Source organism: Acidovorax facilis (assembly GCF_050626955.1).
Classification (GTDB): Bacteria; Pseudomonadota; Gammaproteobacteria; order Burkholderiales; family Burkholderiaceae_C; genus Acidovorax; species Acidovorax facilis.
The window spans coordinates 793956-820333 of sequence record NZ_CP192460.1 but is presented as its reverse complement, the minus strand read 5'-3'; the positions used below and the strand labels follow the sequence as shown (position 1 = coordinate 820333).

20 protein-coding genes are annotated in these 26378 nt (G+C 64.0%); 9 read left to right on the top strand and 11 right to left on the bottom strand.

All coding sequences use genetic code 11. The annotated features are described in order from the left end of the window. Positions 1–34 precede the first annotated feature (34 nt). From ACQ4MJ_RS03710 to ACQ4MJ_RS03690, 5 genes are all read left to right on the top strand, one after another. Positions 35–3646 carry a pilus assembly protein gene (locus ACQ4MJ_RS03710; RefSeq protein WP_431149970.1) on the top strand — a complete coding sequence of 1204 codons (3612 nt, stop codon included), beginning with the start codon at positions 35–37 and terminating at the stop codon, positions 3644–3646. A gap of 28 nt (positions 3647–3674) precedes the next feature. Then, a complete protein-coding gene (locus ACQ4MJ_RS03705) occupies positions 3675–4103 on the top strand; it encodes a type IV pilin protein (protein WP_431149972.1) in 429 nt (142 codons plus the stop codon). Positions 4104–4128: 25 nt separating this feature from the next. Continuing rightward, positions 4129–5238 carry a bifunctional diaminohydroxyphosphoribosylaminopyrimidine deaminase/5-amino-6-(5-phosphoribosylamino)uracil reductase RibD gene (gene ribD / locus ACQ4MJ_RS03700; RefSeq protein WP_431149974.1) on the top strand — a complete coding sequence of 370 codons (1110 nt, stop codon included), beginning with the start codon at positions 4129–4131 and terminating at the stop codon, positions 5236–5238. 564 nt (positions 5239–5802) lie between these two features. Continuing rightward, positions 5803–7005, top strand: coding sequence for an ammonium transporter (locus ACQ4MJ_RS03695; RefSeq protein WP_431149976.1), 1203 nt, complete (start codon positions 5803–5805; stop codon positions 7003–7005). Positions 7006–7112: 107 nt separating this feature from the next. Further along, positions 7113–9032, top strand: a complete 1920-nt coding sequence (locus tag ACQ4MJ_RS03690; protein WP_431149978.1) for a phospholipase D-like domain-containing protein — start codon at positions 7113–7115, stop codon at positions 9030–9032. A 167-nt stretch (positions 9033–9199) separates the two neighbouring features. On the opposite strand, the gene ACQ4MJ_RS03685 is transcribed toward ACQ4MJ_RS03690, so the two are convergent. After that, a complete protein-coding gene (locus ACQ4MJ_RS03685) occupies positions 9200–10162 on the bottom strand; it encodes a tRNA dihydrouridine synthase (protein ID WP_176886589.1) in 963 nt (320 codons plus the stop codon). Positions 10163–10408: 246 nt separating this feature from the next. Between ACQ4MJ_RS03685 and ACQ4MJ_RS03680 the strand changes: the two genes are divergently transcribed. After that, on the top strand, positions 10409–10960 hold the full coding sequence (locus tag ACQ4MJ_RS03680) for a hypothetical protein (protein WP_121422805.1): 552 nt from the start codon (positions 10409–10411) through the stop codon (positions 10958–10960). 118 nt (positions 10961–11078) lie between these two features. On the opposite strand, the gene ACQ4MJ_RS03675 is transcribed toward ACQ4MJ_RS03680, so the two are convergent. From ACQ4MJ_RS03675 to ACQ4MJ_RS03665, 3 genes are all read right to left on the bottom strand, one after another. After that, positions 11079–12254 carry a methyltransferase gene (locus ACQ4MJ_RS03675; RefSeq protein ID WP_431149982.1) on the bottom strand — a complete coding sequence of 392 codons (1176 nt, stop codon included), beginning with the start codon at positions 12252–12254 and terminating at the stop codon, positions 11079–11081. A 17-nt stretch (positions 12255–12271) separates the two neighbouring features. Continuing rightward, positions 12272–12793: a GNAT family N-acetyltransferase gene (locus ACQ4MJ_RS03670; protein ID WP_055393295.1), complete on the bottom strand. Its 522-nt coding sequence runs from the start codon at positions 12791–12793 to the stop codon at positions 12272–12274. A 207-nt stretch (positions 12794–13000) separates the two neighbouring features. Next, positions 13001–13603, bottom strand: coding sequence for a hypothetical protein (locus tag ACQ4MJ_RS03665; protein WP_121420724.1), 603 nt, complete (start codon positions 13601–13603; stop codon positions 13001–13003). A 252-nt stretch (positions 13604–13855) separates the two neighbouring features. Between ACQ4MJ_RS03665 and ACQ4MJ_RS03660 the strand changes: the two genes are divergently transcribed. Together ACQ4MJ_RS03660 and ACQ4MJ_RS03655 are read left to right on the top strand one after the other, a co-directional pair. Then, positions 13856–14491, top strand: a complete 636-nt coding sequence (locus ACQ4MJ_RS03660; RefSeq protein ID WP_431149986.1) for a response regulator — start codon at positions 13856–13858, stop codon at positions 14489–14491. Next, positions 14478–16352 (top strand): ATP-binding response regulator, encoded by a 1875-nt coding sequence (locus tag ACQ4MJ_RS03655; protein WP_431149989.1) that lies wholly within the window; start codon positions 14478–14480, stop codon positions 16350–16352. Before ACQ4MJ_RS03660 ends, ACQ4MJ_RS03655 begins: the two co-directional genes overlap by 14 nt. Here the strand turns inward: ACQ4MJ_RS03655 and ACQ4MJ_RS03650 are convergent. The 7 genes from ACQ4MJ_RS03650 to ACQ4MJ_RS03620 form a co-directional block, all read right to left on the bottom strand. After that, positions 16324–17763 (bottom strand): coniferyl aldehyde dehydrogenase, encoded by a 1440-nt coding sequence (locus tag ACQ4MJ_RS03650; RefSeq protein ID WP_176886594.1) that lies wholly within the window; start codon positions 17761–17763, stop codon positions 16324–16326. The genes ACQ4MJ_RS03655 and ACQ4MJ_RS03650 overlap by 29 nt on opposite strands. A gap of 130 nt (positions 17764–17893) precedes the next feature. After that, positions 17894–18250 (bottom strand): hypothetical protein, encoded by a 357-nt coding sequence (locus tag ACQ4MJ_RS03645; RefSeq protein ID WP_121505790.1) that lies wholly within the window; start codon positions 18248–18250, stop codon positions 17894–17896. Between the two features lie 66 nt (positions 18251–18316). Then, a complete protein-coding gene (gene clpB, locus ACQ4MJ_RS03640; RefSeq protein ID WP_121505789.1) occupies positions 18317–20923 on the bottom strand; it encodes an ATP-dependent chaperone ClpB in 2607 nt (868 codons plus the stop codon). 222 nt (positions 20924–21145) lie between these two features. Then, positions 21146–21478, bottom strand: coding sequence for a collagen-like protein (locus ACQ4MJ_RS03635; RefSeq protein ID WP_121420727.1), 333 nt, complete (start codon positions 21476–21478; stop codon positions 21146–21148). Positions 21479–21778: 300 nt separating this feature from the next. Beyond that, positions 21779–25009 carry an IPTL-CTERM sorting domain-containing protein gene (locus ACQ4MJ_RS03630; RefSeq protein ID WP_431149993.1) on the bottom strand — a complete coding sequence of 1077 codons (3231 nt, stop codon included), beginning with the start codon at positions 25007–25009 and terminating at the stop codon, positions 21779–21781. Between the two features lie 154 nt (positions 25010–25163). Beyond that, positions 25164–25640 carry a molybdenum cofactor biosynthesis protein MoaE gene (locus ACQ4MJ_RS03625; protein ID WP_431149995.1) on the bottom strand — a complete coding sequence of 159 codons (477 nt, stop codon included), beginning with the start codon at positions 25638–25640 and terminating at the stop codon, positions 25164–25166. Positions 25641–25688: 48 nt separating this feature from the next. Then, positions 25689–25919, bottom strand: coding sequence for a hypothetical protein (locus tag ACQ4MJ_RS03620; RefSeq protein WP_055393176.1), 231 nt, complete (start codon positions 25917–25919; stop codon positions 25689–25691). 175 nt (positions 25920–26094) lie between these two features. Between ACQ4MJ_RS03620 and ACQ4MJ_RS03615 the strand changes: the two genes are divergently transcribed. Beyond that, a complete protein-coding gene (locus ACQ4MJ_RS03615) occupies positions 26095–26349 on the top strand; it encodes a hypothetical protein (RefSeq protein ID WP_055393174.1) in 255 nt (84 codons plus the stop codon). Positions 26350–26378 lie beyond the last annotated feature (29 nt).

Here is a 26378-nt window from a genome sequence, read left to right as displayed (position 1 = left end):
GCCAGCTCATCCCCTATTCGAACAGGAGCACACCATGCCCCACGCCATTCGTAACCGCACACATTTTAAAAAAACCCTGATTGCCATGGCCGTCGGTGCAGCACTGGCACCGCACGCTAGCTGGGCGCTGGATTTTGCACAGTCGCCACCGGGCACCGTAGAGCCCTATGTGGCACCCAATGTGATTATTTCCGTGGACGATTCGGGGAGTATGGATTTTCGGCTTGATCAGGAAAATGCAACAGGCGCAACAAACAATACCGTGCCGACCGTAGCAGCCCCAACCGCAGACGATCCGAATAGGAAAATTTGGCGCACGACAGACCGACGCATGAACGTATTGAAATATGCGCTCAAAGAGGTCTTCAACGACACCTCCCTATTACCTGAGGGAAAAATTCGCTTGGCGTGGCAGGCGATGAACGCAAACAATGGCACGCCAGGAACACTTAATACCGGGACGACGGCACAGTCCAACACCAACTCCATGAAGGTGCTAGATACCACCCATCGGAGTAATTTTCTCAGTTTTGTGAACAACCTGAAGCCTGGAAGCAGCACGCCATCTCACAGAATGTTCAAGAACGCTGACGAATACATGAGGCTTGGGCTGCATCAGAACGGCCCCTGGGCCTCGAAGCCAGGAACAACTGGAGCCCCCTACCTTGGCTGCCGTCGCAATTACCACCTTTTTATGACCGATGGCCGATGGAACGGCGGCGTATCCGGGGGATCCCAAGATAGCCGTAACGTCGACAAGACCCTGCCTGATGGCACGGTTTACGGCAGCACAAGCGCAGCGGCTAGGCCACCCAACCAACTCTATCACGACACGTTCAGCGACACCTTGGCCGATTGGGCGTTTAAGAGTTGGGCAGACCGCCTTCAACCAGCAGCTAGCCTCACAGGCTCTGTAACCCCCATCGCTGAATACGACCAAGCCCCTGCGACGGAAACAATCGGCGGTGTAGCCCTGCCTAAATACTGGAACCCAAAGTACAACCCTGCCAGTTGGGCTCACATGGTGTCTTATACCATTGGCTTTAGTTCCATGGCATACACATGGCCAGGCGCGCCAACAATCACCCGCCCCACAACAATGGTTCCCTTTGGGTATGACGGCAGCTTTCCTAATTTGGTGAATGGCACACAAACGTGGCCTCAATTGGACAACGAAAACAAGCGTTCATTGGACTTGTGGCACGCTGCGCTCAACGGGCGCGGTAGATTTTTTGCGGTGGAACAGGGTGAAGACTTGGAAAAAGCCTTCCGCATGATCATCCAGCAGATCAATACCCAGAACGAGCCCGACCGGGGATCCACCGCCACCAGCGGAAGCAATGCCTCGCGCAACGATGTGGGCAAGTATGTAGCCAACTATGTACCCAAGGAAGGCTGGAGGGGCTGGGTTCAAGCGGAGACCGTCAAGACGGATGGCACCACAGTGCCTGCTGCAGGCTGGGCAGGGAAAACAACCGCTGACGTGCTTGATGCAGCAGGTTTCGATGTAGGTGCGCGGCTGATTTTGACTTGGAATGACAAGAACCAGCTTGGAACCCCTTTCAAATGGACAACTGACGAGACCAATCTCAGCACCGCGCAAAAGAACTTTCTCAATTTGAAGAGCGATGGCACGAGCGATGCCTTGGGCCAGGATCGATTGAACTACGTGCGGGGGGACCGTACCAAAGAGGGCACAGAAAGCCCGCCCGATTATCCTGCCGCAAAACCCTTCCGTGAAAGAAAGTCTCGCCAAGGCAGTATTGTGAATTCCGAGGTGTGGTACGTCGGCGCACCTTCCAGTAACTACGCATGGAAAGGCTACGCCGCATTTACCCGATCGAATAAAAATCGCCTGCCCATGATCTATGTGGGTGGAAACGATGGCATGCTGCATGGCTTTTCCGCCAATGACGGTACGGAGAAGCTGGCCTATGTACCACGGGGCGTCATTCCAGCGGTGGGCCGTTTGACCGATCCGTCTTTCAACCAGAATCATCGCTATTACGTCGATGGTTCGGCCATGAGCGGTGATGTGGATGTCAATGGGGGTAAAGACCCTAGTGATCCCGATTACGGCATCTACGCTCCTGATTGGCGCACCATGCTTGTAGGCACGTTAGGCGCCGGTGGCAAAGGTTACTTTGTGCTGGACATCACGAATCCGGGCACTACAGCGCCAGCCCCAGGCAACTTTACAGAGGGCAACGCCCAGCAACTGGTGTTGATGGACAAAACCCGACATGCCAGCGAGTCCGTGGCCACCGTGGCGGTTTGTGAAGATGCAGGGGTCACCCCCGTGGCAAACAAGGAAGCTTGCTTGGCTGCAGCCGACATGGGCCACATCTTCGCCAAGCCTGTGATTGACGACACCAACCCCCAACGCACCACACAGATTGTGCGGATGAACAATAACCGCTGGGCGGCGGTGATGGGCAACGGCTACAACAGCAAGAGCGAACGACCCGTGCTACTGGTGCAATACTTGGACGGTGACAAGAAACTGTTGCGACTGGTAGCGACAGGCACAACTGCAACAGGCAGCCACACCAACACGACCGACAACGGTCTCTCTGCGCCGCGTCTGGTAGACATCAACAGCGATGGCCGCCCTGACGTTGTCTATGCCGGCGACCTCAAAGGCAATGTGTGGAAGTTTCTCATTGCAGACAGTGATGAGAACAACTGGGGCGTTGCACGCTGGGGCAGTTCGGCAGGTACCACCACAAACCATGCCACCAACGGAGTTCCACTTTTCACCGCCAAGGGTGGTACAGAGGGTTCGCCCAACTCGCGTACGCTGGCACAGTCCATCACCGCAGTACCTACGGTGCGCGCAAACGATCGCAAGAAGGAGATCGATATTGGCGGCGGCAAGAAGAAAACTGTGCCCGTTGGCGGCATGATGGTGGCTTTTGGGACGGGGCGTAACATTGCCACGGATGACCCCCAGAATGCGAACAAGCAAAGCCTGTACTCCGTGCTGGACAACACAAGCTACAAGCTGGTAGGCGCCAAGAAAGACCGCATCGCAGTATGTGCATCCACTTCTGACACAGCGTGTGACGAGTTAGTGAAGTCGACGGACGATCTGCCGACATCGGTGACACAGGCAAATTTGGTACAGCGCCAAATTCCGGTTACCTCGGTCTTTACACGCGATGGACACCAGTTCTGGACCATTGATGCGTCTACCACGCTGGACTGGACTACCAATAAAGGTTGGTACATGGATCTGCCTGAGACACGTGAGCGTTTGCTCAAACCCATGGAGTTTTACGACAGCAGCAATATGCTGGCCGTGTTTTCGCAAGTCCCCGCCAAGGGATCCCTGCTGGACCCCAGCGTGGAGGCCTGTGAAGCAGGTTCTGTGGACAAGGAACGTCAGTTTTTCACCCTGATCAATATCATGGACGGCAAGCGTCCCAGTGTGCAGATCATGGACACGAACGGCGACGGGAAGTACAACCTGACCTCCGACATGGGGGCTTCGCGTGTGTCGATTACCGCAGGCTCTCAAACAATGATTCAACGCGGGAGCATCATCCGTCTCACAGGCAAAAAGGCGGACGGTACCGACGACAACCTGGACAACCAAACGTTCCCAGAGCAAAGCATGCGCCCCAGCTGGCGGCAACTGCGTTAAGCTCAATCTCAATCAAGAGCAGTTTTTTATGAAACATCATCATCGGGGATTTACGCTCATCGAGATCATGATCGTGGTGGCCATCATTGGCATCCTCGCGGCCATCGCCATGCCAAGCTACGCCGAATACATTCGGCGCGGACACCGCGCCGACGCAAGGGCTGGGCTGCTGCAGGCCCAGCAGTGGCTGGAGCGCGCGTCCACCGCTACGGGTACCTACCCCACCACGCTTCCCGCCAACCTGACGTGGGCTGCAGACCCAACCAAGCGCTACACCATCGCCATTGGTGGCCCTGCCACGACGTCTTCATTCACACTGACGGCAACACCGAAGGCTGGCACGCCCCAGACAGGCGACAAGTGCGGCGACTACACATTGACCCACACAGGGATACGAGGCGCCAACGGGAAAATCCAAAGCGATGCTGGCTTTGATGCCACCTGCTGGGACAAATAGCCACTAAGCTACCATCTTGGGCGCCATGATTCATAAAGCGCCCCCCCATATCCACCAAGCGCTTGGGCTCGCCACCCAAGCGCTTTTTGTTTCCAACCCCAACCCTCGTGTTGGCTGCGTGCTTGTCTCTCCAAGCGGCGAAATGATAGGCCAAGGGTTCACGCAGCATGCGGGTGGGCCACACGCTGAAGTCATGGCCCTGCGCGACGCCAGCGGCAAGGGGTTCGACACGGCAGGCGCCACAGCCTATGTGACGCTGGAGCCCTGTTCCCACCATGGGCGAACTGGCCCCTGCTGCGATGCACTAATCCAAGCGGGTGTTGCCAAAGTGGTGGCCTCGTTGGCGGACCCAAACCTTTTGGTGGGCGGGCGCGGGTTTGACCGGCTGCGTGCGGCAGGGGTGGAGGTCGTGGTCGGCCCGGGGGCTGAAGAATCCCGAGAACTCAACATTGGTTTTTTCAGCCGCATGATCCGGGGCACGCCATGGGTGCGGCTGAAAGTTGCAAGCTCGCTGGATGGCACCACCGCCCTGAACAATGGCGCCAGCCAGTGGATCACGTCACGCGCTGCGCGGGCGGATGGACACGCGTGGAGGGCCAGGGCGTGCGCTGTATTGACGGGCATTGGCACCGTGCTGGATGACAACCCCCGGCTAGACGTCCGCGAAGTTCCCACGCCACGCCAGCCCCATGTGGTTGTGGTGGACAGCCAGTTGCAATTGCCTACCGACGCCAATCTGCTGATGAAAGGGCGCGATTGTTATGTCTACACAGCCTCCGACAACGAAACCAAGAAAGCAGCTTTGCAAGCCTGTGGGGCTACGGTGATCCACCTGCCCAATGCGAACGGCAAGGTCGATCTTTCGGCAATGCTCCAGGACCTGGGCCAACGGGGCATCAACGAGCTGCATGTAGAGGCTGGGCACAAGCTCAATGGCTCTCTGGTCCGAGAAGGCCTGGTCGATGAGCTGTTGCTGTACCTGGCACCACGGCTTTTGGGTGCGGGACGGGGAATTGCAGACTTTGGCCCGTTGACGGCCTTGGCCGATGGGCTGGCGCTGGAATTCAAGTCCGTAGAGAACTTGGGCGCGGACTTGCGTGTTGTGGCACGGATGCAGGGACGCGACAGTTTCTAACTCCCCCACCCCACACTCCCGGCAGGCACGGGCTTAGCCATGCGGAAGGTAAAAAATGGGTGGGGCAACGACCGAACAACAGCAGCTGCTGGGCTCTGCGGGCGCAGCCCAGTGGGAAGTGCCTGCAAAACAACGCAAGCCCCCAGCCGCAAGGGGCGCTCACCCGCGCAGCACAAAGATGACCCGCCACCACCATCCAGCTCAGCCCACCTCCGCAGAAGACGACAGCCTCGGCAAGGCGGCTGCGTTTTGATACTAAAAAAACTCTCACAAAGACACCAGCGCCAAACTCGCTCAAAACTTGGGCTTTGCACAAGCGAGATACCTCGCAACTTTCACTGGATGGCAGTTGCGCGCTCGCGCCGTCGTCATCCCTGCTGGGCGGCGACGACCCTCGCGGCACGGCCCATTGTCACCTCTCCTCCCCAGTCCTTTCCGCACCACACCAAAACAGTGCAAAACAACGCACCATTCTTTGGCGCGATTTTTGCTTCAACTTGGTGCAAATCTGGTGACCAGGCTCAAAACGCACCAGAACAGATCAACCAATCGCGCGAGGACGTTATGGAAGCACTCAAACAGGGCGCTGATGCCCTGTTCATTCTTCTGGGGGCCATCATGGTGCTGGCCATGCATGCAGGGTTTGCCTTTCTGGAACTGGGCACGGTTCGCAAAAAGAACCAGGTGAATGCGCTGGTCAAGATCCTGGTGGACTTTTCGGTGTCCACCGTGGTGTATTTTGTGGTGGGCTACAGCGTGGCCTATGGCACGCATTTCTTCGTGGGTGCGGAATCGCTGGCGCAGCAAAACGGCTACGCATTGGTCAAGTTCTTCTTCCTGCTCACTTTTGCGGCTGCCATTCCGGCGATTGTGTCGGGCGGGATCGCGGAGCGGGCCAAGTTCTGGCCCCAGCTGATGGCCACGGCGGTCATTGTGGGGTTTGTGTATCCGTTCTTTGAAGGCATTGCCTGGAACCAGCACTTTGGGGTGCAGGCCTGGATCAAGGGACTGACGGGCGAAGAGTTCCACGACTTTGCGGGCTCCATCGTCGTGCATGCCATGGGCGGGTGGATCGCCCTGCCGGCCGTGATCCTGCTGGGCTCGCGTTCCAACCGCTACCGTAAAGATGGCGCCATCTCTGCCCACCCGCCTTCCAACATCCCATTTTTGGCGCTGGGCGCCTGGGTGCTGGTGGTGGGATGGTTCGGCTTCAATGTGATGAGCGCGCAAACCGTGGACAAGCTCTCCGGCCTGGTGGCCGTGAACTCGCTGATGGCCATGGTGGGCGGCACGTTGGCGGCGTTGGTGCTGGGCAAGAACGACCCGGGCTTCGTGCACAACGGCCCGCTGGCCGGGCTGGTGGCTGTGTGCGCGGGCTCCGATCTGATGCACCCGCTGGGAGCGCTGGTGGTGGGTGCCGTGGCGGGAGCAATCTTTGTGGTGATGTTCACGCTCACCCAGAACCGCTGGAAGATCGATGACGTGCTCGGCGTGTGGCCGTTGCATGGCCTGTGCGGCACATGGGGCGGGCTGGCTGCAGGCATTTTTGGCAGCAAGGCGCTCGGTGGGCTCGGTGGTGTTAGCTTCTCGGCCCAGTTGATCGGCAGCACCCTGGGCGTGGCCTGGGCGCTGGTGGGTGGCCTGGTGGTGTACGGCATTCTCAAGAGCACGGTGGGCCTGCGGCTCACGCAGGAAGAGGAATTTGACGGGGCCGACCTGTCGATCCACAAGATCAGCGCCACGCCAGACCGCGAAGTGAGCTGGTAAGCCCGGTGAGATGCTGAGGAGGCGGCTGCCAGCCTGGGCAGCCACTGTGGCGGAGTTGGCGCCGCGTCTGACAAGCGCGGCCACCGCCACACGGTCACAATCGCGCCATGCTTTTATCGACCCCTGCCATTCCAGCGTTTCTGGGCAACACGGCCCGCTACGGCTGGCTGGCGCTTTTGGCCGTCATCGTCGCAGGCGCAACCAGCGGCTGCGCCGGCCTGCCCAAGGACGTGGAGCGGCCAGTGTCGAGCGCCCTGATCTCCCCCGCAGGGACGCCCCTGGGCCAACTCGTCGAGGAGCGCCGGGCATCGGCAGGCGGCCGCCACCCCTCGGGGTTCCTGCTGCTCAGTGGGCCACAGGCAGCCTACAGCAGCCGCCTGGCGCTGGTGGATGCCGCGCAGAAAACGCTGGACCTGCAGTACTACGCCATCCATGCCGACGCCAGCACCGAGCGCCTGCTGCTCAGTGTGGTGGCCGCAGCCCGGCGCGGCGTGCGTGTGCGGGTGTTGCTGGACGACTTTCACAGCGTGGGCCGGGATGCGCAGGTGATGCGCCTGGCCTTTGTGCCCAACATCGAGATGCGCATGTTCAACCCGCTCACCGGGGCACGGGGCTCGCCGCTGGGGCGCATGTTCAGCGCGTTGAGCGACTTTTCGCGGGTGCAGCAGCGCATGCACAACAAGCTCTTCATCGCCGACAACGCCATGGGCGTCACCGGGGGGCGCAACCTGGGGGACGCCTATTTCGGCAATGCCGACTCCGGCAATTTTGTGGACCTGGACGTGCTGGCAGCAGGGCCTGTGGTGCAGGATCTCTCCCGCAGTTTCGACAGCTATTGGAACAACGAGCGCGCCTACCCCGTGCAATCGCTGGTCACGCGGGAGGAACTGGACATTCTGCGCGAGCGCATGCGCAACTCGGATGCCGTGCAGCGCGAGCGTATCGCAGGCCAGGGTGGCGCCCTGGCACCGGACAGCCAGCCCGTGCAAGACGACCGGCGCACCACCGCCGCCCAGCGTGCGCGCATCTGGGACTACCAGCCCATGGACCTGGCGCAAGCGCAGTTCACCTGGGCCCCTGCGGCGGTGCTGGTGGACAAGCCTGCCAAGATTCCGCCCGATGGCACCTCCCTGGCCGCGCTGCCTGAAAAGCCCCCGTCCCGGGCAACGCCCCTCGCCGTCGTGTCGCGGGGCGCTGCGCGTGCGCCAGCCAAGGCCCCCATCGAAGCCCTGACCGTGGCGGCCGGTGCCGCTGCCACCCCCGAATCGTCAGCGTCCAATCCCGCCAACGGCATCCCATCGGCCACTGCAGCAGTGTCTACCCCCGACCCTGCAACTCTTGATGCCCAGACCGATACCGTGGTGGATGGACTGCTGCACCTCATGGGACAGGCGCGGCGCGATCTGCTCATCATTTCGCCCTACTTCGTGCCAGGGCCCGACATGAAGCAGGCCTTTGCAGCCGCACGCGCGCGGGGCGTTCGGGTGCGGGTGCTCACCAACTCGTTGGCCTCCAACGATGCACCCATTGCCCACGCAGGCTATGCGCGCCACCGGCCCGATCTGCTGGCCATGGGCGTCGAGCTGTACGAAATGCGCAGCGAGCTCACGGGCGTGCTGCGCGGGGCACTGGGCTCCACGGGCAGCACGGGGGGGCGTGATGGTATCAGCGGTGCAGCCAGTTCTGTCGGCAGCTCACGCGCCATGCTGCACTCCAAGATTCTGATCATGGACGGCCGCCTGCTGGTGGTGGGTTCGATGAACCTGGACATCCGCTCGCAGCGGCAGAACACGGAGATCGCGCTGCTGATCCGCAGCAGCGACCTGTCACGCCGCGCCACCACGCAGATCGAAACGGCATTGCGCGAATCCGCCTGGCATGTGCAGTTGCGCGATGGCGGCCAACTGGTGTGGCATGCCCCCGAGGGCAGCGGCCTGCCAGATGCCACCACCGAACCCGATGCCAGCGCGCCACTGCGGCTGATGCTGCAACTGCTGGGCCCGCTGGCGCCGGATCACCTGCTCTAGGGATGGCCTGCATAACTCCCTGCGGTCGGTGATAGCGCGGTCTCGGGCGGTCCGCTGCGTTGCTTTTCTTGCCAATAGCACCGCTATTGGCTGCAAAAAGACGCCTTGCGGTCTGTCCCGATCCGCACTACCACCGACTCGCGAGGGTTATGCAGGACATCCCTAGATCAACCCTCGGCTGGCTGCAATGCATCCACCCACGCGGTGATCGCCCGCTGGTCCGTCATCGTGCGCACGTGCTGGTAGGCGACCTCGGCCTCCGGAAAGCGCCTGCGCAGGAGGTTGAGCCATTGTTTGAGCCGCCCCGCGCGCTGGCGTGGTTCCAAGTCGTCACACACCAGTTGCCAGAAGGCCGCCAGGTGCGGCAGCAGGTCGGCCCAGGCCACCGTGTCCGCGCCGGGCTGCCCCGCATCCGACGCGCGGATGGCCCGGGCCAGGCCGGGGTCAGCCACCATGCCGCGCCCGAGCATCAGCGCATCGCAACCCGACACTTCGCGGCAGCGCTGCGCGTCGGCCACCGTCCAGATCTCGCCATTGGCCACCACGGGGATGCCGACCGCCGCGCGGATGGTGGGGATGTGCTCCCAATACGCTGGGGGCCGGTAGCCGTCGGCCTTGGTGCGGGCATGCACCACCAGCTCAGCAGCGCCGCCCGCCTGCATGGCCTGCGCACATTCGCGCATCAGCCCGGTGTCGTTGAAACCCAGGCGCATCTTGGCGGACACGGGCAGGTGCAGAGGCACGGCGCGGCGCACAGCGGCCACCACGGTGGCGATGCGTTCGGGCTCCTGCAGCAGCGCCGCGCCCCCGCCGTGGCGGTTGACAACCTTGGCCGGGCAACCAAAGTTCAGGTCGATCCCCTCGGGCCCCAGCGCCGCCAGGCGTGCGGCGTTCTCAGCCATGCAGACGGGATCAGAGCCCAGCAGCTGCGCACGCACCGGCACACCGGCCAGCGTGCGGCTGCCGTTGTGCAACTCCGGCACGTAGCGCAGAAACACCTTGTCCGGCAGCAGCGTGCCGGTGATGCGGATGAACTCCGAGACGCAGCGGTCCACCCCGCCCACGCGGGTCAGCACATCACGCAGCACAAAATCCAGGAGCCCCTCCATGGGGGCAAGTAGCAAGGTCATCGCGAGAAAGGCCACCGGGCCCGGCACCCCAGCACAGAGCGCGGCCCGCATACAGCCAAAATATGAATTAAACAGGGTCCTAGCGCTTGATGGATAAGCGCAAGTAGCTATCAAATATATAGCAAATACCGCTTTTGCAGCCATGCTACGACCAGGGGCAGCCCGCCATTGTGCGGCAGCGAGGTCATCACAGCGTCATGGCGGCTTGCTGCAATCTCCGCCATTCACCCGTGAATGGAGACCCCCATGCTGCTACAAAAAACCGAAAAAGCCCGCCTGGAACTCTTGCCCGGCGTCCGCACCCTGAGCCTTCGGGAGCGTTCTCTGCTGCTCCTGGTGGATGGCAAGCCGCTGTCCGACTTGCAGGCCATGTACAACGGCATCGGCGCGCAGATTGTCGACAACCTCATGCGCCAGGGTTACCTGGCCGGCCCGGCCGAGCTACCGCCACCCTCCGCCGCGCAAACCGCTGCACACAACAAGCCATCCATCCAGCGCCCGGAGCCCGGCGATGCCCTGCGCTCGCTGGCCGGTGCACGCATGTACCTGTTCGACACCTGCGAGCGTCTGTTTGTGCGCCGCGACCCCGTGCTGGCGCAGCAGTTTCGCGAGGCGTTGCGCGCCGCCAAGGACCGCGCGAGCATGCTGGACGTGGGCGAAGCCATGTTTGAAGAAGTAGCGATGACCGCGGGGGCCGAACGTGCTGCCAGCCTGCGCGAAAGGTTCGAGCAGTTGCTGCCTTCTGCGCCTTCGGCCTCCGAGCCGTTTGACTCGACCCAACCCTCAGCACTGGCTTGAGGGGCAGGTTTTTTGAAACATGACTTGCGCAAAGCGGGGGTCAGGCAAGCGGTTCACCGCATGCCGAGGCGGCTGTTGCATCCCGACTTGCGTAGGTCCTGTGAAAATGATGCCGTGATCAGGCCGCAGCCAGCCGCCACAACGAAGTGACCTCCGCCGCACGGGCAGCGTGCAGGGCGTCACCCGCATCGGCCGCCTTGGCATGGTGCGGCTTCACATCGTGCCGGCCACGCACCACCAGCCCCGCATCGGCAATCCATTCGAGCAGTTGCGCGCGTGGGCGCAGGCCCAGGTGTTCGGCCAAGTCCGACAGGATCAGCCAGCCCTCGCCGCCAGGCTCCAGATGGTCGGACAAACCCGCTAGAAAGCCTTTGAGCATGCGGCTGCCTTCGTCGTACACCGCGTGCTCAATGGGCGAACTGGCCCGTGCGGGCACCCACGGGGGGTTGCACACCACCAGGGGCGCGCGGCCGGGCGGAAACAGGTCGGCCTGCAGCAGCTCAACCTGTGGCATGACACCGAGGCGCTGCAGGTTCTCCCGCGCGCAGGCCAGGGCGCGCGGGTCCTGGTCGGTGGCCACCACGCGCTGCACCCCACGGCGTGCCAGCACGGCAGACAGCACCCCCGTGCCCACACCAATGTCAAAGGCCAATGTCTTGCTAGGCAGAGCCGTGTCGGCCACCAGGCCCACGTATTCGCCGCGCACGGGCGAGAACACGCCGTAGTGCGGGTGGATGCGGTTGAGCGGTGGAGCGCCAAGCGCTGGCACTTCTACACCCTTTTTGCGCCATTCGTGCGCGCCCACCAGGCCCAGCAACTCACGCAGCGTGGCCACCGAGCGCTCGCCCGTGGCCGGGCCCCAGGCCTCGGTGCAGGCCTGGCGCCAATCGGGCGCACGGCGCAGGTCAATGCTGTAGTCGCCTTCGAGCGGGATGAGCACCGACGCCAGCACCCGCGCGCGCTGCGCCTGCGCCTGGCGGTGCAGATGAAAGGCTTCGGCGGGGGTGGCGGCAGCAGCTTTTTCGGCGGCCTTGGCAGCGGACTTGCGGGGTTTGGCCGATTTGCCCGCCTTGCCGGACTTGGCATCGGCCCGGCGCATCAGCGCCTGCAGCAGCATGCGGGCGTTCTGGAAGTCGCCCTGCCACAGCAGACCCGTGCCTTCACAGGCCATGCGGTAGGCCGTGTCGGCGGCCAAGGTATCGTCGGCGGTGACAAGCCGGCGAGGGGCCGGGGCACCACTCTCGGAGCGCCACTGGGCTTGTTGAATCTGGCCCTGGCGGCTCCATTCGATCATTGAGTGCCTTTGCGTGACTACGCGTTGATGGGGCGCTTCAGGCGCACTTCTTCGATCTTGACGCCCCCCACCACAGCCGTCTTGGCGGTGGAGAGTTCGCGCTTGAAGCCCGCCAGTTCGTGAAACCGGATGGCGCGCTCGTTGCGCAGCGGCACCCACGCCGTAACGTTGGTGCAACCTTCTTCCTGGAGGCCGTCGCGGGCAGCATCCCACAGAGCCAGACCCACGCCTTGGTTCCAGTGGGTAGGTGCGGCGTAGATGGCCCAGATTTCACCAGTGGTGGGGCGGGATTTTTCATCGCGCGAGCGGTCGTAGCCGACAAAACCGACGATCTTCTCGCCGTCCACGGCCACCTGGACCTGGGGCTCGCAATATTCAATGGCCTCGCGCCAGTAAGCCTGGCGCTTTTCGACCGACATGGATTTCAACTGCTCGTCTGGCACCAGCCCTTTGTAGACCTCTTGGGCTGAGACGGTATGGATCTGGGCAATGGCTTTGGCATCGCGAAGCGTGGCGGGACGAACCTGGATACTGGACATGAAAAAACCGAACGAAAACAGGGAAAGAAAAAACGAAAGGACCGGCATTGTCGCCGCAAACGGTTTTTCCCCCTGTCCGGCCCCCTCGCAAACCCTCTGTGGGGCCCTCTCAAATGCCTGTGTACATAGCATTGCGGCGCCGGCAAAGCGACTGCCGCTGCAGGCTGCGCCGCAAGCAACGCCCAGCAGCGGGCGCCAAGCAGGATCTCAGGCCAGCGCCATGGAGCCCGAGAGCGAAGTCCCCGCCGCACCGGCTGCCGCCGCAGCACGCTGCACCAGCGCGCGCTTGTTGCGGGGGCGCGGCACATGCACGGCAGGAGGCGCGCCGTTGATGGCCGAGAGCCCCAGGACCAGCGTGACGGTGCGCGAACACCCATCCTCGCGCTCGTCGCTCGCGTAGGCGCGGTAGCTGCCGTTGCCTTGCCCGTGGCGGCGCTGCACCGTGTGGAAAGCCACACGCACGCCGCTGACGCGGTGGCCCCCAAAAGGCAGCACGCGCAGCCGCGCATCGCAGTCCAGCGCCAGCCCCAGATTGCCATCGCGGTTGATGAGATCGGTGCGGATGGCACGCCATGTCTGCCCCTCGTCCATCGAAAACTGCCAGGTGCCTGCCTGGGCGTCCAGGTGCTCGATCACCACGCCAGCCGACGCCTGCGTGCCCGGGCAGTTTTCTTCCACGATCTGGGCCAGCGTGTTGCCCCCCAGCCCCGTGCTGCCCTGCGGCGAAGCGATGGCCCCCGGTCGTCGTTCGCCGTGGTGGCGGGACACATCGGAAGCGGCTGAACCTGGGTGAAGTGCATTGGCAGTCATGGGAAACCCTTTGAAAAACGAAGGTTGCGCATTGATGGATGGTTGGTACGCACCCCCTCAGGTGCTTTTCAATGCTTGACGGAAAGTCTAGAAAGTGCACAACGGAGCGTCCATCGCACAAATGGACTAGTCCGCAACAGTGTGTTGTGCGCAATACTTGCTCATGACTTACGCAAAACAGAGCTCAGGCAAACGGTTCATCCCAAGGCAAGGCGGGTGTTGCATCCCGGTTTGCGCCGGGGCTGTTGCTGTATGACTGCCCGCCTTTTGCTGGTGGACGACCACAACCTGTTTCGCACCGGGCTGCGCCTGATCGTGCAGGACCACCCCCGCGTGGGCACGATTGCCGAGGCGGGCTCGATTGCCGAAGCCTGCGCACTGCAACTGGCCGATGCCGACCTGGTGCTGCTGGACATCCAGCTGCCCGGCATGAGCGGCCTGGACGGGCTGCGCCTGTTGCGCCAGGCCTGCACCCGGGCGCGCATCGTGCTCGTTTCGGCCAGCGTGGCGCCCGATGCGATCCATGAAGCACGCGCCCGGGGCGCCGATGGTTTCCTGCCCAAATCCGCCAGCGCCGAAGACATCCTGGAGGCCATTTCGTGCGCCTTGTCGGGGCAGCCGTGTTTTCCGATCAACAGCGGCAACAGCGCCACCACGCGCGGGCCGGACACGCCGTCGCTGACCGCTCGCCAGCTCGACGTGCTGTCGCTGCTGTGCACCGGCAAGCCCAACAAGGTCATAGCACGCGACCTGGGCCTGAGCGAAAACACCGTGCGTGTGCACGTGGCGGCCATCTTTGCGCAGCTGGGCGTCAATAGTCGCAGCGCCGCCTTGCTGGCGGCCCAGCGCCTCGGCCTGTCCACCCCCCAGCTCCATGACTCCCTCTGAGGCCCTGCCGGTGCAGCCGGATGCCGCCCAGCCCCCCACCCGCTGGGGATGGCCGGCGTGGGAGCGCGATGAGGTGCTGCGCGAGCAGGTGGCCCTGCTGCGGCACAACTTTCCGATGACGCTGCTCGCATCGCTGGCCACCGCGCTCGGCACGTTGTGGGTCATGGCGCGGGTGGCCGAGCCCCAGGCCATCACGGTGTGGCTGGTGTCCCACGCACTCGTGGTGGCCGGGGTGTACCTCACGCTGCGCAGCATTGCGCCTTTCACCGACCCGGCGCAGCAGGCGGCGCGCAAACTGATCGCCTGCATGGCCGCCATGGGGCTGAGCTGGGGCAGCCTGGGGTATGTGGTGCTCTACTGGGGCACCCCCGAAAGTGTCATCTACGCCATCGGCATCATCAGCACAGTGTCGTCGGGCGCACTCGGGCTGGGGGCCCCGCTGTACCGCGCCTATGTCACCTACCTCACCTGTGCCATCGGCGGCGTGATGATGGCGGTGGCGCTGGCTGGCGGGCCTGTGATGTGGCCCGCGCTGTTTCTCACCGGTGTCTACTATGCGCTCACGGGCATGCAGGCGCGCACCGCCGACCGGGCCACACGGCGCAGCATTGCGCTCAAGCTGGAAAACGACCGGCTGGTGAACCAGCTGCGCGCCGAATCGCAACGCGCCCTCGCGGCCCAGGAGGCCGCCGAGAAGGCCGACCGCGACAAATCCCGTTTCCTGGCCGCTGCCAGCCACGACCTGCGCCAGCCCTTGCACGCGATGGGCCTGTTCCTCGAATCGCTGCAGCGCAGCCCGCTCAACGACCACCAGCTCACCGTGCTGGGGCATGCCCATGCCGCCTCGGGCGCGGCGGCCGAGATGCTGACCACCCTGCTCGACTATTCGCGGCTGGAAGCCGGTGTGGTGAAGGTGCGGCCCGATGCCTTTGCCGTGCAGCCGCTGCTGACGGCGCTGGAGCAGGAGTTCGGCGTACAGGCCGACACGGCGGGGCTGGTGTACCGCACGCGGGAGACTTCGGCAGCGGCCTTTGCCGACCGCTCGCTGGTTGGGCTGGTCATGCACAACTTCATCTCCAACGCGCTGCGCTACACCGCCAAAGGCGGTGTGCTGATTGCGTGCCGCACGCGCGGCAAGCGCCTGGCGCTGGAGGTCTGGGACACGGGGCCGGGCATCCCCCGGAGCCAGTGGGACAACATCTTCAAGGAGTTCCACCAGCTCGGAAACCCCGAGCGCGACCGCCGCAAAGGTCTGGGGCTGGGGCTGGCCATCGTGCAGCGACTTGCGCGCGAGATGAACACCTCGGTCGAGGTGCTGTCGCAGCCGGGGCGGGGTTCGGTGTTCCGGCTGTGGCTTGACCGCTGGCAGGGTGCGCTGGAGGACGACACCGCGCCTGCGCCCGATACCGTCAGCCTCGTGGGCCTGAAGGTGCTGGCCATTGACGACGATGAGGCCGTGCGCCTCGGCATGCAATCGCTGCTGCACAGCTGGGGCTGCCAGTGCATCACCGCAGAGTCGAGCGCCGATGCGCTCGAATGCCTGGAAGACATCACACCCGACATCATCATCACGGACTTCCGCCTGCGCCACGAAGAGACCGGCAAGCAGGTGCTGCAGGCCCTGCGCGCCTACCTGGGCACCAGCGTGCCCGCCATCATCATGACGGGCGATACATCCCCCCAGCGCCTGCGCGATGCGCAGTCCACCTCGGCCCTGCTCCTGCACAAGCCGGTGTCCACCGGCCAGCTGCGCGATGCCATGGTGCAGCTCATCACCCAGCCGCAGCCCGTGCCACCGGACAGCATGCCGCAGGACGACGACGAGGGGACGGCTACAACCAGCGCCGCAGCAGCCCCATGACCTGGTCAAACCGGGCGCCATAGGGCGGGTAGAACAGCGAGCCCATGGACCAGCGCGACTGCACCAGCACCGACTTCTGGTGGCAAAAACGCAGGAAGCCTTGCTCGCCGTGGTAGGCGCCCCAGCCACTGTCACCCACGCCGCCAAAGGGCAGGTTGTCGTGCGCAATGTGCATCAGCGTGTCGTTCACCGTCACGCCGCCGCTCACGGTGCGGCGCAGCACATCGTCGCGCACGGCCTCGCTCTGGCCAAACCAGTACAGCGCCAGCGGGCGCGGCCCGGCATTGATGTGGGCGATGGCATCGTCCAGCCGTTCGTAAGAGATCACGGGCAGGATGGGGCCAAAAATCTCTTCCTGCATGAGCTGCATCTGCGACGTAGCGCCAAACACCAGCGTGGGCAGCATCTGGCGGCTGGCGCCGTCGCCCAGGGTACCCACCGTGTTCACAACGGGCTTGCCAGCAGCGGGGTCAATGGTCTGCACTTCGGCCCCCTGCGTCTGTGCCTGCTGCAGCATGGTGCGCAGGCGGGCGTGGTGGCGCGGCGTGATGATGGACGCGTAGTCAGCGTTGCCCTCGATGGTGGGGAACAGCCGCGCTACCGCGGCCCGGTAGGCCTGCGCAAACTCGCCCTCGCGGCCGCGCGGCAGCAGCACATAGTCGGGAGCAATGCAGGTTTGCCCCGCATTGAGCAGCTTGCCGTGCGCAATCTTGAGCGCCGCATCCGCCATGTCGCAGTGGCCGTCGATGATGCAGGGCGACTTGCCACCCAGCTCCAGCGTGGTGGGTGTCAGGTTCTGCGCCGCCGCCTGGGCCACCTTGCGGCCCACGGCGGTCGAGCCGGTAAACACCAGATGATCGAACGGCAGGGAGGCAAACAGGGCCGACAGGTTGGCATCGCCCTGCACCACACAGAACTCGTCGGGTGAAAAAAACTGGGCCACCAGCAACGCCAGCTGGGCCGAGGTGTGGGGTGTCAGCTCGCTGGGCTTGAGCATCACGCGGTTGCCCGCCGCCAGCGCCGTGATGGCGGGCGCCAGGGCCAGCTGCACTGGGTAGTTCCACGGGGCAATCACGCCCACAACGCCCAGCGGCTGGCGCTGGATGTGCGCACTGGCGGGCTGCAGGAAGATGGGCGTGCGAACCTTGCGGGGCTTCATCCACTTCGCCAGGTGGCTCAGCGTGTGCGACAGCAGGGTGCGCAGCACAAAGAAGTCGGCCACCTCGGTCAGGCGCGGAGAACGCATGCCAAAGTCGGCCTGCACGGCCGCTGCCAGCACCGGGCCATGCTCATTGAGCATCTTGGAGATGCGCAGCAGCCGCTCGCGGCGCACCAGCAGTGGCACATCCACATGCGCGCGGCTGGCCTGGCGTTGAAGATCGAAATGGGCGTGGATATCGGCGGGTGTCATGGTTGGATCATAGAAGACACCCCGACAGGCGCGTCACGAAAAAAGCAGAGGCGACACCGGTGCAGGCTCCCTGTGGCTCCGCACTGGATGGGGCATGGTGCGGGGCAGCGCCCGGTCAGGAGCGCCCCCTTCAGCGCACTTCGCGCGCCTCGACGTCGGTGACCTCAGCGGCGCCAGGCAGGATGCCACCTCGGCGCGATGCTGCGGTCTCTTCGCTGGCATCAGGCGCCGCTGGCGCGGCGCCACGGCGGCCCGCGGACCAGCGCTCGGTAGAGCGAAACACCGTGCTGAAGCCCGTGCGCGGGTCCATGCGCATGACCCACGGGGTCACAGGGCGGCCAGTCAGGCGAGCCCAGCCCGCGCGCAACGCCCAAACCAGCGCGAGCACCATCACGGCCACCAGCAGGCTGGCAAACAGCACCAAGCCCATGGCGACGACCACTACCCGCAGCAAAAGGCGCACAACGCCCGCAACAAAATCATTCAAACGTCACCTCTCCTTCACATCTGGGAAGAGGGGAAAAGGGGTTACCCCCTTCTCCCCTGGTCCCGATCAACCCTGCGGCGCGGCGCTGAACTGGAACACCCCCGGTTCCAGCACCGGGTTCACGCTCACAGCGATCACGCTCTTGGGAGGGAACTGTCCCTCCAAGAGCAGCTTGGACAGCGGGTTCTCAATGCGCTGCTGGATCGCCCGCTTGAGCGGCCGCGCACCAAACACCGGGTCGAACCCCACCTTGGCCAATTCTGCCAAGGCAGCATCGGACACCTGCAATTCCAAATCCATCTTCGCCAGCCGGGTTTGCAGCAGTTGCAGCTGGATCTTGGCGATCGAGGCGATGTGCTGCGCATCGAGCGCGTGGAACACCACGGTCTCGTCGATGCGGTTCAAAAACTCGGGCCGGAAGTGGTTCTTGAGCTCGCCCCACACTGCTTCCTTGATGTCGTCCGAGTCCTGCCCCACCATGGCCTGGATCAGGTGCGAGCCGATGTTGCTCGTCATCACAATCACCGTGTTCTTGAAGTCCACCGTGCGGCCCTGACCGTCCGTCAGACGGCCATCGTCCAGCACCTGCAGCAGCACGTTGAACACGTCGGGGTGCGCTTTCTCCACCTCGTCGAGCAGCAGCACGCTGTAGGGCTTGCGGCGCACGGCCTCGGTCAGGTAGCCGCCCTCTTCATAGCCCACATAGCCGGGCGGTGCACCGATCAGGCGGGCCACGGAGTGCTTCTCCATGAACTCGCTCATGTCGATGCGGATCAGGTGGTCTTCGCTGTCGAACAAAAAGCCCGCCAGCGCCTTGCACAGCTCGGTCTTGCCCACGCCCGTGGGGCCGAGGAACAGGAACGAGCCCGTGGGCCGGTTCGGGTCACTCAGGCCCGAGCGCGAGCGGCGGATGGCGTTGGCCACCGCAGCAATCGCCTCTTGCTGGCCCACCACGCGCTCGTGCAGCTTGGTCTCCATCTGCAAGAGCTTGTCCTTTTCGCCCTGCATCATCTTGGCCACGGGAATGCCCGTGGCGCGGCTCACCACCTCGGCGATTTCTTCGGCACCGACTTGTGTGCGGAGCAGGCGGCGCGCGGCAGGGGCGCCGTCCTTGCCCGCCTCTTGCGCCTGCGCTTCCTTCAGCTGCTTTTCCAGCTCGGGCAGCTTGCCGTACTGCAGTTCGGCCACCTTGTTGAAGTCGCCCTTGCGGGTGAACTCCTCGATCTGGAACTTGAGCTTGTCGATGGCCTCGCGCACATGGGCGCTGCCCTGCGCCTGGGCTTTTTCGGACTGCCAGATTTCGTCGTAATCGGCGATTTCCTTTTGCAGCTTGGTGATCTCTTCCTCAATGAGCGCAAAGCGTTTTTGCGAGGACTCATCCTTCTCGCGACGCACCGCTTCGCGCTCGATCTGCAGCTGGATCAGGCGGCGGTCGAGCTTGTCCATGACCTCGGGCTTGGAGTCCATCTCGATCTTGATCTTGGACGCCGCCTCGTCGATGAGGTCAATCGCCTTGTCGGGCAGAAAGCGGTCGGTGATGTAGCGGTGGCTCAGCTCGGCGGCAGCCACGATGGCCGGGTCGGTGATGTCCACGCCATGGTGCACTTCGTACTTTTCCTGCAGGCCGCGCAGGATGGCAATGGTGGCTTCCACCGTGGGCTCGCCCACCAGAATTTTTTGAAAGCGCCGCTCCAGCGCTGCGTCTTTTTCGATGTACTTGCGGTATTCGTCCAGCGTGGTGGCGCCCACGCAATGCAGCTCGCCGCGCGCCAGGGCGGGCTTGAGCATGTTGCCCGCATCCATCGCGCCTTCGCCCTTGCCCGCGCCCACCATGGTGTGCAACTCGTCGATGAAGACGATGGTCTGGCCTTCGTCCTTGGCCAGCTCGTTCAGCACGCTTTTGAGGCGCTCTTCAAACTCGCCGCGGAACTTGGCGCCTGCGAGCAACGCAGCCATGTCGAGCGACAGCACGCGCTTGCCCTTGAGGCTCTCGGGCACCTCGCCCGCCACAATGCGCTGGGCCAGGCCTTCAACGATGGCGGTCTTGCCCACGCCGGGCTCGCCGATGAGCACGGGGTTGTTCTTGGTGCGGCGCTGCAGCACCTGGATGGCGCGGCGGATTTCATCGTCGCGCCCGATCACAGGGTCGAGCTTGCCCATGCGGGCTCGCTCGGTCAGGTCCAAACAGTATTTGGCCAGCGCGCCACGCTGGCCTTCGGCCTCGGCACTGTCCATCTTCTGTCCGCCGCGCACGGCCTCAATCGCAGCCTCCAGGCTCTTGCGCGTGAGGCCGTTGTCCTTGGCGATCTTGGCGGCTTCGCCCTTGCTATCGATCACGGCCAGCAAAAACAGCTCGCTGGCAATGAACTGGTCGCCGCGCTTGATGGCCTCTTTCTCCGTCGCTTGCAGCACGCGGCCCAGCTCGGGGCCGCCCTGCACCTGGTCGTTGCCCTGTACCTGGGGCAGACGCTTGACGGCGGCTTCCGCCGCTGCCAGCAGGCCGGGCACGTTGGCGCCCGCACGCTGCAGCAGCGCCTTGGGTCCGTCGTCCTGCTTGAGCATGGCCACGAGCATGTGCACGGGCTCGATGTAGGCGTGGTCGTTGCCCAGCGCAATGCTCTGTGCATCGCTCAGGGCTTCCTGGAACTTGGTGGTGAATTTGTCGAGACGCATGTGGATGTCCTCCGAATTGCGCTGCACTTGGGGCAAATCTTCCGGAATTTCAAGACGACGCCCCAGCGCAGGCCTTGCGCCAGATCAATCTTCGCCCAGGCGCCCTGATGCCTTGAACCGATTCATTTGATCACCGCCGGCTCAGACCGCCTGCGCCGAGCCCGCAACGCAAAAAAGCGCAGGCGGAATACCGCCTGCGCTTTTTTTAGGGTCTGCGAGAAATTACTTGGCGGGAACGACGATCACGGTATCGCCCTTTTTGCCATCGGCTCCCGTATCGCCCGTGGCACCGGTAGCGCCAGTGGAACCCTTGGCACCGTCATAACCGGGAGCACCCGAGGAACCGGTGGCGCCAGTGGCACCCGTCTCGCCCGCAGGACCGGGTACGGCCACCGTGGCACCGGTCGAGCCGGTTGCGCCCGTGGCGCCAGCAGGGCCGGCCGGGCCCGGGACCACGACCACGGGGGCAGTAGCGGGAGGGGTCACAACCGTTTTCTCGCAAGCGGCAAGACCAAAAGTAACGATAAGTGCAGCGAGCAGCAGGGATTTTTTCATGGGAAGCCTTGTAGGAGATGAAGCGCACGCGATGATGAAACTGTGCGGAGAGTTTCTTTCTGGCTGCAACTGTGGCGTTCAACAGTCACTGCCAGCGGTAGCGCTAATTTATCGATGCCCCCCCTGCCGCCTTGTAGGACGGCCCGACGACTGCTTGTGGTTCCTGGCGATGCCTCACCGCAACCCAGTGAGCCGACGAACTCCTGGTGCAGATGAAACCTTCCATCCGCCCCATTCACAATCACTACAAAATTTATAGCTGCCATCGCTTTACCAATAAGCGCTAGCGGCCAATTTCTTTCAAAATCTTGTTTGAGCCACCGCTCCAACAAACCGCGCAGACGTGCGTCGGCCGCTCCGCAACGCCAGCAACCCCAGCAGCGCGGCCAGCCCACCCAGGCCCCAGGTCGACAGGGTGGGGATGGCCGCCGGGCTGGGCGCCAGCAGCACGGGGACCACCGGGTCGTTGATGGTGCCGTCCTGCGCGCCAAAGCTGTTGTCGCCCCAGCCGCCGTCCGTCACGTCGTAGGTCACGGTGTTGCCGCTGATCTGCAGGTTCACGGGGTCGTAGTAACGGCTGGACAAGGGGCTGTCGGGTGTGGGGCCGTACTTCTTCACCGTGAAGCCCGTGAGGTCTGGAAAGGTCACCGCCACACGCACCGTCTCACCCGGCTGGCAGTTGATGAGCCGCAGGCGGAACGCCCCGTGCGGCAAAGTGGCGCCGGGGTACGGCGCCGGTGCCGCCACCGGGCCGGTGCCCGCCAGGTCCAGCTGGCAACCCGCGCTGCCATCCACCACGCCCACGTTGACCGGCCCCGACCCGGTGTTCGTGGGTGTGGGCAGGGTTTCAAAACGCGCCTGTACAGTGCAAGCGGCCGTCACCGCTGCCGTGGTGTAGGTGCTGCCCGCCAGCGTGCCGCCGCAGCCCGTGACGGCCGCAATGCGGTAGCCCGCAGCGGGCGTGACGGTGAAGGCGCCCGTTTGGCCTTCGGCCACGTTGACGGCCCCAGCCGGATTGATGCTGCCGCCCGCCCCCGCTGTGGCGGTGACCGTGTGCAGGGCGGGTTGACTCCGTTCCACGGTGACGGTGTAGGTGCGCCGGGCCACGCCGTTCTCAGCCACCACGTCCACCTGGATGACATTGGCACCGACCGCAAGCGGCAGCGGCGCAGTCGCCATTCCGCTGGTCACCACCACACCGTTGACCGTGATGGACGCCCCGGCCTGGGCCGCCACCGGTGTCAGCGACAGCTGGGCCACCCCATGGGGCACCGTGGCGGTATACGCCGTCACGCCACCGGCAAATGCCGGGCTGAGCGCCCCCTGCGACAACGCCAGCGACGCGAGCGCGGCATTGGGGGATGGCGAGGCATTCACCAGCACGGTGATGCCCCCCAGACCATTGGCGATGGCAATGTCCAACAGGCCGTCCCTGTTGAAGTCGGCAACCACCATCTGCTCGGGCGTGCCGCCCACAAACCGCAGGAGCGGCGCACCCAGCCCACCGGGGGCGCCCTGGCCGCGCACGATGGCAAGCTCGCCCGAAGCAGCGTCAGCGGCCACCAGATCGGGCGCGCCATCGCCATCAAAGTCAGAGGCGGCAAGAACGCTGGCAGAGATTCCCGCGCCGTAGGTGCCGACCATGCTCAGCGCCTGCCCGGGCGCGGCAGCCAACGAGGCAATCTGCACTCCTGCGGATGCAAACACCCCTGCCCGGCCCGTCTGGCTCCAACCGGCAATCGCGCTCAGGGCGCCTACGCCCGCCGGCACATAGACGGGATCGCCCGGATACGAGGCTGAGGACAGCGAGGTGCCCACGGTGCCCACGGACGTTGCGGCCACGATGTCGGCACGGCCGTCCTGGTCGACATCCAGCGGGGCAAACCCCTTCACGTCATCCCACGACGCCACATCCAACATTTCGATGGAGCCCTGCGGGCTCACGCCGACCCACTGGATGCCTTCGTAAACACCTGCCGTCTCTGGCGCCCACACGGCCGCGTACGCGGGGTAGCCAGCCCCCCGGAAATTGCCAATCACCACTGACCGCGGGGCCAGGCCAATGAAGGACCGCTGCCCGGCCACCGTGAAGGTGCCCCGGCCATTGCCGAGGAAGACCATGATCGTCTTGTCAACCTCGTTCACCACGGCCAGGTCCGCATGCCCGTCCCCATTGAGATCGCCAGCAGCCACGGATCCCGCGCCCGCACCGGCATCAAGCCGGGTGCTGAATTCAAATCCACCAGCACCATCGCCACGCATGATCCAGACAGCATCATCGTCACGGTGCGTCACGGCGACGTCGGCGCGCCCGTCTTCATCAAAATCGGCGACGGCTATCGCCTGGGTGTAACGCTCTGGGATTCCGTAGGCACGTGCTGCAGCGAATCGGCCCGCGCCGTCTCCCCGCAGGTTGGCCAGGTAGCCACGCTGGTCGTCCAGTACGACGATGTCTGGATGCCCGTCGCCACTGAAGTCCGCCACTGCCGGGGGGCTGGCAGATTCGCCCACCGGGTATTCCAGCCCCTGGGCACTGAATCCGCCGCCGGCAAGGCCCGGCACAACCACCACCGTGCCGCTAAAGCGGGACAGCACCACGTCGGCCCGGCCATCGCCCGTGGCGTCCACGATCTGCCCGCCGCTGAAGCGCCCAAAGGCCGGGCCCACCCCTCTGCGCGAAAAGCCACCCTGCCCATCTCCGAGCAGGAGGACAGGGCTGGCGGAGGTGTTCTGCACAAGTGCCAGGATGTCCAGGTGGCCGTCGCCATTGGCATCCCCTGCGGCCACAAACGGGACGTACTCGTCACCGGTCACGCGCTGGGCCGCCGCAAAACCGCCCGCGCCATTGCCCAGCAGCAAAAACACACCGTCGCCCGACCCCGCAACAATGTCCACATGACCGTCCTCGTTCCAGTCGCCCGAAACAACATGGCGCCCTGCAACACCCAAACCGATGTCAGTGCGGGGGCGACCGTCAAACCGCCCGTCACCATCACCCCACAAGACGGAGACGCCTTTTTGCGCCCCGGAAAAGACGGCAATGGCCAGGTCGAGCCGCCCGTCACCGTCGAAATCCGCCACTGTCAGATCGCGCGGATTGAGCCCCGCACCAAAAGTGACCGGAGCAGACAAACCACCGCTGCCATCCCCCAGGTGAATCGTGGCGGTTCCGTTGTTGAAGCTGGTCACGGCAACATCCAGATGCCCGTCACCATTGAAATCCGCCGCCGCCACGCCATAGGGAGCAGAGCCCACGCTGAATGCTCCCGCCTCGGAAAAACCTGAAACCCCGCCTGTGTTGAGCAGGATCTTGACGGTACTGCCCAGGCGATCCACCACCACGAGGTCGGGCCGGCCGTCTTCATTGAAGTCTCCCGTCGCCATCTCACTGGGAAGCCCACCCAGGCGCAAACTGGTCGCGGCCCCGAAAGCCAGATCAGCACGGGCCTGCCCAGAGACCGCCAGGCACAAACCGACGACGGCCAGGCTCAGCCTCCACGCGCGCCACAGCGCTCGTGCTACAGATTTCATGAAGAATTCCTCCCTGTTCAGGCCCTATCTGGGCAGGAGGCGATTCTCGAAATGGACGTGGCTGCGCACAAGTCCAAACATTGCATGGATGTGAATGACGTGCCCGGCAGGATGCGTATCCGCAACGCCGCAGGGCGCCCCCTGCAGCGACTGTCTAGGCGTTGTTCGCCACAATGCCCCAGCGCGCCAGCGCCGCGTCGTCGGACACGCGGGCATCCACCCAGCGCGCGCCCTGGGCGGTTTCTTCCTTCTTCCAGAAAGGCGCCTGGGTCTTGAGGTAGTCCATCAAGAACTCGCAGGCCTGAAAACTCTGGCCCCGGTGGGCACTGGACACCGCCACCAGCACGATCTGGTCGAGCGGCTGCAGCAGGCCCACGCGGTGGATCACGCGGGCGCCAAAAATATCGAAGCGCCGAAAGGCCTCGTCCACCATGGCTTCGATGGATTTTTCGGTCATGCCGGGGTAGTGCTCCAGCTCCATGGACGACACCTGGTCGCCTTCGTTGCGATCCCGCACTGTGCCCACAAAGCTGCACACTGCGCCGATGCCTTTGTTTTCGCGGCGCAGCGCAGCGACTTCGGTGGACAGGTCGAAGTTCTCGGTCTGGATGGAAACGCGGGGCAGGGTCATGGCAAAAAACTCTCTACGGGGCGTGTGGAAGTCAGACAAAAAGAGTCTTCAGGGCGAGCGGTGCAACCGGGGCGCGGCCAGCAGGGCACGCTCTTCTTCCACCACCTTGTTCAACTGCGCCAGTGCGGGCGACGGAGGCAACTGGGCCAGCAGGGTCTGCAGGCGCGTGACGTCACCGACGGTGGGCGCGACCTTGATCTGTGCGATGGCGGCGGGCAGGTTGCCGCCCCGGACCAGCGCCAGCACCTTGGCGGGCCATTCACTTTTGTTGCGTGCCATAGATTGGTAAAAAAGTAGGACTTGCGCACATCGGGATGCAACAGCCGCCTCGCTTTGGAGTGCGCTGCTTGCCGAAATCCATTTTTACGCAAGTCATGAAAAGGTTTGTCTGTACGATTCGCCCGCACTGTACCCGCACTTGCTCGCACCACAGCCACCCCCGCACCTTAAGCCCATGGCCACACAAACGATTCAGACCGCTCACTACAAGCTCTACCCGTCCCCGCGCAATACGGTCCGCAACGTGTTCGAGCACCAGGTGTTCGTGCCCCACCCCTACGCCCTCATCGACCTGGATGTGATGGAGCTGGCGGGCAAAACCACCCTGTTTGGCGCCTGCCGCCTGTCGGACATGAAAATGGGCCAGGTGGTGACCTTTGAGTTGGCGTCCGACCAGGCCAAGTTCGAGCGCCTGTTCACGCCGGACTGAATCAGCAACCCTGCACCGCAACACGCCCC